This window comes from Mongoliitalea lutea (assembly GCF_014652135.1).
Taxonomy (GTDB): Bacteria; Bacteroidota; Bacteroidia; order Cytophagales; family Cyclobacteriaceae; genus Mongoliitalea; species Mongoliitalea lutea.
The window spans coordinates 82273-90905 of record NZ_BMYF01000022.1 but is presented as its reverse complement, the minus strand read 5'-3'; the positions used below and the strand labels follow the sequence as shown (position 1 = coordinate 90905).

At 38.7% G+C, this 8633-nt stretch carries 8 protein-coding genes and 2 tRNA genes; 1 reads left to right on the top strand and 9 read right to left on the bottom strand.

Features of this window, described 5'->3' with window-relative positions; genetic code table 11:
- Window positions 1-860: 860 nt before the first annotated feature.
- The 5 genes from IE080_RS16225 to IE080_RS16205 form a co-directional block, all read right to left on the bottom strand.
- Window positions 861-944 (bottom strand) — tRNA-Thr (locus tag IE080_RS16225).
- The gene (locus tag IE080_RS16220) at window positions 945-1232 is read right to left on the bottom strand and encodes a GIY-YIG nuclease family protein (protein WP_189585059.1); all 288 of its coding nucleotides are present in this window, start codon (window positions 1230-1232) and stop codon (window positions 945-947) included. It abuts the tRNA gene before it with no gap.
- A 45-nt stretch (window positions 1233-1277) separates the two neighbouring features.
- Window positions 1278-1350 (bottom strand) — tRNA-Thr (locus IE080_RS16215).
- 123 nt (window positions 1351-1473) lie between these two features.
- Window positions 1474-3441, bottom strand: a complete 1968-nt coding sequence (locus IE080_RS16210) for a DUF349 domain-containing protein (RefSeq protein WP_189585056.1) — start codon at window positions 3439-3441, stop codon at window positions 1474-1476.
- 51 nt (window positions 3442-3492) lie between these two features.
- Window positions 3493-4062 (bottom strand): YqgE/AlgH family protein, encoded by a 570-nt coding sequence (locus tag IE080_RS16205; protein ID WP_189585053.1) that lies wholly within the window; start codon window positions 4060-4062, stop codon window positions 3493-3495.
- Window positions 4063-4150: 88 nt separating this feature from the next.
- Here IE080_RS16205 and pdxH point away from each other — a divergent pair, with 88 nt between their 5' ends.
- Window positions 4151-4786, top strand: a complete 636-nt coding sequence (pdxH, locus tag IE080_RS16200; RefSeq protein ID WP_189585051.1) for a pyridoxamine 5'-phosphate oxidase — start codon at window positions 4151-4153, stop codon at window positions 4784-4786.
- A gap of 12 nt (window positions 4787-4798) precedes the next feature.
- Here pdxH and bshB1 read toward each other — a convergent pair whose 3' ends face one another.
- The 4 genes from bshB1 to IE080_RS16180 all read right to left on the bottom strand — a co-directional run bounded on the left by bshB1 (window position 4799) and on the right by IE080_RS16180 (window position 8567).
- Window positions 4799-5518, bottom strand: a complete 720-nt coding sequence (gene bshB1 / locus IE080_RS16195; RefSeq protein WP_189585048.1) for a bacillithiol biosynthesis deacetylase BshB1 — start codon at window positions 5516-5518, stop codon at window positions 4799-4801.
- A 4-nt stretch (window positions 5519-5522) separates the two neighbouring features.
- A complete protein-coding gene (locus tag IE080_RS16190) occupies window positions 5523-6566 on the bottom strand; it encodes a peptidoglycan DD-metalloendopeptidase family protein (protein ID WP_189585045.1) in 1044 nt (347 codons plus the stop codon).
- Window positions 6567-6578: 12 nt separating this feature from the next.
- On the bottom strand, window positions 6579-7520 hold the full coding sequence (gene trxB, locus IE080_RS16185; RefSeq protein WP_189585042.1) for a thioredoxin-disulfide reductase: 942 nt from the start codon (window positions 7518-7520) through the stop codon (window positions 6579-6581).
- A 183-nt stretch (window positions 7521-7703) separates the two neighbouring features.
- Window positions 7704-8567, bottom strand: coding sequence for a sigma-70 family RNA polymerase sigma factor (locus IE080_RS16180; RefSeq protein ID WP_189585039.1), 864 nt, complete (start codon window positions 8565-8567; stop codon window positions 7704-7706).
- Window positions 8568-8633: the final 66 nt, after the last annotated feature.

Below are 8633 nucleotides of genomic sequence, written 5' to 3'. Positions count from 1 at the left end.
GATTGATATTAATTAAATAATATTTATAATTTTTAAATAATTTAAAAATTATAATAGGGTTAAAATACAAAATCGGAAACATTTTTGCAAAAGAGAGTTTTGAAAAAAATAAATTAAATGTTAGAAATTTCTCCTTATAATCAATAATCATCTCAAACATAGTATTGTTAATCAGGGCTAATAACCTGCGGTAGTTAACTCCTGTCGGAGTTAGGGTTCTCCATACGATTGATCAATCCAGAGATGATTTTCTGTTTTTCCGCGCATTCAGCGTTTTCAGCGAGCCTCACTTGGCGGCAACCAACCATCTGTGGAGATCTGTGAAAATTTATTGATCATCTGTGTCAATAATCATCCTGTCGTATGAATTCAACTCCATCCGGAGTTGGGGTTTTTTCAAAATAAAATCCTTTTCAGACCCCGAGTTGGCACTCGGGGCTAATAACCTTCGGTAGTTAACTCCTGTCGGAGTTAGGGTTCTACATACGGTTTTTCAACCCAGAAATCATTTTCCATTTTTTCTTCGTATTCAGCGCTTTCAGTGAGCCCCACTTGGCGGCAGCCAACCATCTGTGGTTATCTGTGAAAATCTATTGATCATCTGTGTCAATAATCTTCCTGTCGTATGAATTCAACTCCATCCGGAGTTGGGGTTTTTTCAAAATAAAATCCTTTTCAGACCCCGAGTTGACACTCGGGGCTAATAACCTTCGGTAGTTAACTCCTGACGGAGTTAGGATTCTACATAGGGTTTATTAATCCAGAGATGATTTTCTGTTTTTTCCGCGCATTCAGCGCTTTCTGCGAGAGCCGACTGATTAGTGGCAAAAAAAAAGGACAACTAATGTTGTCCTCTTGAGAGCCCCCTGCCGGGATCGAACCAGCGACCTACTGATTACAAGTCAGTTGCTCTACCATCCCGATAGCTATCGGGATAAGGAGGCTTATTTATACATCTCTAAAAGTTTTAGTGAAATTTCAGGATGCAATTTAATGTTGGCTAGATATACTCTTGATTTGTTCTTCTTAATATGCTTTTCAACTGCAATTGCCTGATGCTCACTTTCGCATTCGACCAAAAAAAATATTTCCCAATCTTCTGCTTTATCTGTATAGGATCCCTTAAAAATATGTTTATTGTGCTGATCAAGTCTGGATACTATATTTTCTGTGTAACCAATATAAAACTTGTCTAGCGTTGGAGAATAAAGAATGTAAACAAAATATTTCATGGTAAGTAAAAATAAAAAGAGGACAACTAATGTTGTCCTCTTGAGAGCCCCCTGCCGGGATCGAACCAGCGACCTACTGATTACAAGTCAGTTGCTCTACCAGCTGAGCTAAGGAGGCTTTATTGTTTTTCGAACCCTTTGTCCTATTTGGTGATGCAAATATAGAGGCATGATTCAAACGTGCAAAACCTTTTTTTAAAAAAAATAAGGAGATTTTATTATCTCCTTATTTCTGAGCACATTAAAATTCTCTTAAAATCGAAAGTTTTTTCTTCAGCTTCTCAATTTCGGCTTCTGCCTTGGTGATTTTCTCCTCAAACTGCACTTTCAACTTATCAGCAGTCTTGGAGGCTGCGAAGAATTCCAGGTTATTTTTCCACAAACCAATATTGTTTTCCAAATCTGTAATCTGCTTACGGATACCAAACTCTTTTTTATTCAATACACGGTTGCCGTTTGGATCTGCTTGAAGTTTGTTTAGATTAAGACGGAACACAAAGTCCTCCCTACTCTCTCCTGTAGAACCCAAAGCATCTACATACGTGTCTACAGCTTGATTAAATTTAGCCAGAATATCCTTAATATTTTTTCTAGGAACAAAGCCTATCCCATTATATTGATTGATCAAAGCCTCTAGGGTCTCCTCAGCAGGACTATCTTTAGCAGCTGCTAGAATTTTGGATATAATATCTTCTTTCAATCGAAGGTTATCCTCGTATTCTTTGTTAGCTTGATTATTAGCACTTCTTTTATTTTCAAAGAAGGAATCACAAGCAGTTTTAAAACGCTTATACAATTCGTCTCGAACCTTTTCTGGAGTAGGACCAATTTTTTTCCATTCTTGCTGCAAGGCAATCATCTTATTGGTTGTCTCCTGCCATTTTGTATCCCCTACCAAAGCTTCAGCCTTTTCAATTAGCTCTTCTGCTTTTTTCTTATTAACTAACCTGATTTCATCCAACTCTTTGAAGAACATATTCTTGTTGTGGAAGAAGTCCTTGAAGTACCCCCAGAACTGTTTGTTAACTTCTTTACCCATTTCCCTTGGAACAGGACCGGCGGCCTCCCATTCTTTTTGGACGCTAAGAACTTCTTTAGTCTTATTGTTCCATTCTTTAATTTTAGTGGCTGAGAAGTCCTTGTAAGCAGCAATTTTTTGAATTAAAGCCTCTTTGATCACCAAGTTTTCTTTCAACTTACCTTTTTGATCTTCATAGAATTCCTTTCTTCTATCATAAACTGCATCAGATGCAGCTTTGAAGCGTTGCCATAGAGGCTCCTGTTCTTCTCTTGGAACTGGGCCTATGTGTTTAAACTCCTCATGAAGGTCATTTAAGGCCTTAATAGCATCCTTTAAGTCCTCCATTTTTACTAAAGCCTCCGCCTTGTCACAGATTTCAGTCTTTAGCTCTAAATTCTTCTTACGATCAAGCTCTTTAAGCTCAAAATAAATACTTCTATTATCATAAAACCTGTCCATAAGGGCATTGAATGATGCCCACAGGTTTTTATTCATATTCGATGGAACAGGTCCAATCTTCTTCCAGTCATCCTGAATTTGCTTGATCGCATTGATACTGTGTGTGGTTTCTTCTCCGTCAACCAAATCACGCAACTTATCAAGGATAGCATTTTTCAACTCCAGATTTTTTTCTTTTTGCCTTTCGAGAGCTTTGATAAACTGAGAGCGCTTCTCTCTAAAAAGGTTGTAAGTAGCAAAGAAAAGTTTGTCAGATTCTTGAGATTTGTAAGCAAAATCATCTGCCTCTCCCCCTCCTGCAACAAATTGGTCCAATGCGGCATGTTTTTCAGAAGAAAAGATCTCATCAAAAGCAGCTTTTATTTCATTGACTCTTTTTTCAGCTGACAATACATTCTCAGCATCTACAAAAGTCTTCAAGGCCGCAATCAATTCTTGCTTAGAAAAATTAGCATAATCCACTTCCTCTTCTTCCTCCTCGGAATGTTCTTCAGATTCCTGATCATCGGATGTTTCTACAGCTACTTTTTCCACAGATTCCTGAACGTCTGAAGCTTCTTCGGCAACAATTTCCTCAGCAACAGGCTCGTCTTCTGTTTTTTTCACTGATTCTTCCGTGGATGAATCAGTGATTTCATTAGTTGTATTGGTAATCTCTTCATTACTCTCAGCAGAAGATTCTGCAGGAGTCACCTTGCCTTCTTCAGGCATTTCTTTCTCGTTGTCCATAATTGAAACTTACTTATTTAAGCGCTTATCAAACAAATGTAATAAAATTCACTAATTTAATCTTGGGTCAATTGGATAATTTGCCATTTGTTGATACTCCCCTCCCATATTTTTCAATATAAGCTTCCATAACTCTTCCGGTGAAGCATCAAAAATATTTTCTGTAATTATCGTATCACAAAGAATCCAAGTTTGTTGCTCTAATTCTTCCTGAAGCTGTCCCTCTGCCCAACCGGAGTAACCGATAAAAAACCGTACATCTTCTTCTCTAAGAGACCCATTATTGATTGCTAACATCAACTTTTCAAAATCACCACTCCACCATAGATTATCCATAAGGGCAACACTATCCTCTAATAATCGTTCGCCCCTGTAAATAAAGTGTAGCGTATTCTGCTCCACCGGCCCACCTACGTATACATCCAAAGGAATCAAGCAATCCTCGTCCAACAACTCATCTAACTTCAAAATAGATAGTTTGTTCAATACCAAACCAAAAGACCCATGCTCATCATGATTGCATAGCAAAACAACAGAGCGAACAAAATTCTCATCTTGCAAAAATGGCTCTGAAATCAACAGTTGCCCTGCCTTAGGCTTTGATGTTATTTTCTGTCTCATAAAAATTATCTTATTTGGCAATTAATATAAATCTAAATTTTTTAAATGCAATAACTGATTTAATTTTAAGCAAAATACATGTATCCATATGAAATTAGCAGATATTCGAATTGACTACACCCTTAAATCACTTGATATCAGTGATGTGGATCAAAATCCCATCCAACAATTTAATCGTTGGTTTAAAGAAGCCTTGCATGCAAAAGTATTGGAAGCTAACGCCATGAATTTGAGTACGCTTGGAAAAGATGGCTTTCCTAGTAGCAGAATTGTGCTTTTAAAAGGGGTTGACGAGGGATTTGTGTTTTTCACCAATTATGAAAGTGGTAAAGGAAAAGAATTGATGGAAAATCCAAAGGTAGCCCTGACATTTTTTTGGCCGGAATTGGAAAGACAGGTAAGAATTGTAGGAACAGTCGCCAAAGTCAGTACTGGGGAGTCCGATGAATATTTCTTTTCCCGTCCATTTTCCAGTCAAGTGGGTGCTTGGGTCTCTCCTCAGAGTCAAGTAATTCCTGATCGGGCTTTTCTAGAAGCAAGAGAAGCAAAGTATTCAGAAGAATTAGGACCAGAAACAATCAAGAGACCACCACATTGGGGTGGATACAGGGTATCTCCAATAGCTTTGGAGTTTTGGCAAGGAAGGCCAAGCCGTTTACATGACCGAATATTATATACACTAGAATCGGACAACAGCTGGACAATAAAAAGAATTGCCCCATAAGCGGGGCAATTTTTATTTTAAGTCAAATAAATTATCTACTCCAAGCATTCGCTCCACTGTGAAGCCTTCCCCATATTTTGAGAAAATGCTATGGCCAAATTCTATGGCTCTCGCTTCTATAAATGGAAGAAAACTTTGGGATGAAATAAAGCTCTCAGGCTCCTCACTGTTGGGATCATAAAACTGTGAAGCAAACGCTTGTATACTTGCAAGCTTAGTCTCCCAATATGGCGTAATATCAACCACAAAATCAGGTTTGATAAAGTTATTCTGTATATAGTGGTATACAAATTTCGGTCTCCAAGGCTCCTGCGCCTGACCGTCTAGCATTGTCTCAATTTTTCGAAGACCACTCATGAAACAAGCTTTACTGGCTACAGAAGCTCCTTTGCCATGATCAGGATGTCTGTCGGTGATGGCATTTGCCAATACGATTTCCGGCTGGTATTTACGGATCATTTCCACAATTTTCAATTGATGGGCTTCATCATCTTGAAAATAAATATCCTTAAAACCTAAATTTTCGCGAGCAGACAACCCTAATACTTCAGCAGCTTTAGCAGCTTCTTTTAAACGGAGCTCAGGTGTACCTCGGGTCCCCATTTCTCCCATCGTAAGGTCTACAATTCCAACTTTATAGCCTTTTGCAACATGTGCTGCAATGGTTCCCGAACAGGCTAATTCAGCATCATCCGGATGAGCGGCAATGACTAGTACATCTAATTTATTCATGGGACTACCTAATTCTTAATTGTTGTCCTACCCGTAGGGTAGAATTGACTGAAATATTATTCAATCGGGTTATCGTACTTACCCTGACACCATATCTCCTTGCAATACTGGACAAGGTTTCTCCACTCCTAACTCGGTGCACGACGGATTGTTGGGTTTGTACAACATGATCAAAACTGGAAGCTGTGATCATATATACATCACTTCGCAATCTACCCAAGTTAAAATCAAAAATTTGTGTGGGATTGATGGATAAGCCTTGATAGCGGACCTCAAAATGTAGGTGAGGTCCCGTACTTCTGCCGGTATTTCCACCTAGCCCTAAGATATCCCCTGCTTTAACTTCCTGGCCGACATCCACGGTGATTCGGGACATATGACCATAAAGCGTTTCCAAACCATTTTTATGACGGACTACGACGTAATATCCGTACCCAGTCCGATCATAAGAGCGAATTCTTACAATTCCATCAAATACAGAATAAATTGGCGTACCTACTGTCAACTTCAAATCTGTTCCATGATGCCAGCGATATCTCCGAAATCCAAATTCCGAAGTTATCCGGGTTTCATCCAAGGGCATTTTGTAATCGGTACCAAAAAAGGTGTCATATAACTTGACATATACCGTGTCTTTGAAGTCCTTAGGGTTGAAATTGTAGATATTGATCTTTTGACTATCCCAGGCAGAGTAATACTCGTAGGCAGTTACCCAAATACTGTCAATAAGAATTTTTTCAGAAACCTGCGCCAATTGATTGGTTGGTGCCCAAATTAATGATAGCGTATCTTCTTCCACAATGCTCATTCGTTTACGAAGATCTACAAAATCCTTATAAAGGAGCGAATCTGTCTGACGAGTGATGTCGGAAAGGTATTTCTGAGGATCAAAAAGTCTCAAATCACGCTGCAATGGATTTGATGGTGCAGTAATGATTTGATCTTGCTTAGATTTTTTAATAATCTTCGGAAATGTTTGAGCATAGGAACTGTAAGAACCTATGCTCAACAAAAACACTATACTATAAAATAGACTTTTTAATCTCATTAGATGGGTTTATCAAGATTCCTGAGCTGCGAGATACCTTTCAGCATCCAATGCAGCCATACAACCTGTACCTGCGGCTGTTACTGCCTGACGGTAAATGTGGTCTTGCGCATCACCACAGGCAAATACTCCTTCAATATTGGTTTTGGTACTTCCAGGAATCGTTTTGATATAACCATTTTCATCCATATCGATAAAACCTTTGAAAATATCGGTATTTGGTTGATGACCAATTGCTACGAAAAAGCCTGAAATAGCTAATTCCTTAGACTCTTTGGTTTGATTGTTATATACACGAACTCCTTTTACTTCTTCTTCTCCCAAAATCTCTTCGGTTTCTGTATTCCAAAGCACCTCGATTTTTGGATTATTCAACACACGTTTTTGCATGATTTGAGAAGCTCTCATTTCCTCTCTCCGTACAAGCATATATACTTTGCTACAGATATTCGCTAGATACGATGCTTCTTCACAAGCTGTATCCCCAGCCCCAACAATCGCTACATCCTGTCCTCTGAAGAAAAAGCCATCACAAACCGCACAGGCAGAAACACCTTTTCCATTCAAACGCTCCTCACTTTCAATACCCAACCATTTAGCAGAAGCACCAGTGGAGATGATAACCGTTTCAGGTTGGATTTCAACTTGATCGTCCACAATTACTTTATGCGGTCTTGCAGAGAAATCAACTTTAGTTACTTGACCATAGCGCACTTGCGTACCAAAACGCTCTGCTTGCTTACGGAAATCCTCCATCATTTCAGGGCCTTGAACACCTGTAGGATATCCTGGATAATTTTCTACATCTGTAGTAATGGTTAGTTGACCTCCAGGCTGTGCACCTGTGTATAGTACTGGATTCAATCCTGCTCGGGAGGCATAGATTGCTGCTGTATATCCTGCAGGTCCTGAACCAATGATCAAAACCTTCAATTTTTCTACAGTAGTTGTCATGTGTGATTTATTAAAGTTGGCAAATTTTGTTAAAATACAATTTACAACAAAGTTTAATCCTGTTAAATTTCCCTAAAATCTCTAGTTGACTCAATCTCAGGAACCACAGGAACAAACTAAGTTACGACACAAAAAAAGGGGAAAATATCCCCTTTTTCAGTAATCAAAGATACAGTACGTATCTTATCCTAAGTATGGCTTTAAAGTTTTACTTCTAGAAGTATGTCTTAATCTTCTGATGGCCTTTTCTTTAATTTGTCTTACACGCTCTCTGGTCAAATTGAATTTCTCACCAATTTCTTCCAAGGTCAGCGCATGTTCTCCATTCAAACCAAAGTATAAAGTAATCACGTCAGCTTCTCTAGATGTCAACGTAGAAAGTGCCCGCTGAACTTCTTTTCTCAATGACTCATTCAACAAACCGTCATCCGGTTTCTCATCTCCATCATTTTCCAATACGTCCAACAAACTATTTTCTTCACCTTGAACGAAAGGTGCATCCATAGAAACGTGTCTACCAGAAATTTTCATGGTATCCACAACTTCGCTCGCAGTCACTTCCAAGACTTCCGCTAACTCTTCCGGAGATGGCTCACGCTCAAACTTCTGCTCCAATTCGGAGAAAGTTTTGCTGATTTTATTCAAAGAACCTACTCTGTTCAACGGTAAACGAACAATTCTAGACTGCTCGGCCAATGCCTGAAGAATAGATTGACGAATCCACCATACGGCGTAAGAAATGAACTTAAAACCTCTGGTTTCATCAAATCTCTGAGCTGCTTTAATCAAACCAAGGTTACCTTCATTGATCAAATCGCCCAAAGAAAGTCCCTGATTCTGGTATTGTTTTGCAACAGACACCACAAATCTAAGGTTTGCTTTCGTGAGTTTTTCTAAAGCCAATTGATCGCCTTCGCGGATTCTCTTGGCTAAAACAACTTCCTCATCAGCTGTTAAAAGGTCAACTTTACCTATTTCCTGAAGATACTTATCGAGGGATTGACTCTCTCGGTTGGTAATCTGTTTGCTAATTTTTAGCTGCCTCATTCGAGAATTTTATTTATCAGTTACGATTTTTAATAACAGAATATTACTGCATGAAAGTTCAAAGTA

Bases quoted from the DNA above. Each gene is read 5' to 3' on its own strand.
- IE080_RS16220 (WP_189585059.1), bottom strand. From the start codon at position 1,232: ATGAAATATTTTGTTTACATTCTTTATTCTCCAACGCTAGACAAGTTT.
- IE080_RS16210 (WP_189585056.1), bottom strand. From the start codon at position 3,441: ATGGACAACGAGAAAGAAATGCCTGAAGAAGGCAAGGTGACTCCTGCA.
- IE080_RS16205 (WP_189585053.1), bottom strand. From the start codon at position 4,062: ATGAGACAGAAAATAACATCAAAGCCTAAGGCAGGGCAACTGTTGATT.
- pdxH (WP_189585051.1), top strand. From the start codon at position 4,151: ATGAAATTAGCAGATATTCGAATTGACTACACCCTTAAATCACTTGAT.
- bshB1 (WP_189585048.1), bottom strand. From the start codon at position 5,518: ATGAATAAATTAGATGTACTAGTCATTGCCGCTCATCCGGATGATGCT.
- IE080_RS16190 (WP_189585045.1), bottom strand. From the start codon at position 6,566: ATGAGATTAAAAAGTCTATTTTATAGTATAGTGTTTTTGTTGAGCATA.
- trxB (WP_189585042.1), bottom strand. From the start codon at position 7,520: ATGACAACTACTGTAGAAAAATTGAAGGTTTTGATCATTGGTTCAGGA.
- IE080_RS16180 (WP_189585039.1), bottom strand. From the start codon at position 8,567: ATGAGGCAGCTAAAAATTAGCAAACAGATTACCAACCGAGAGAGTCAA.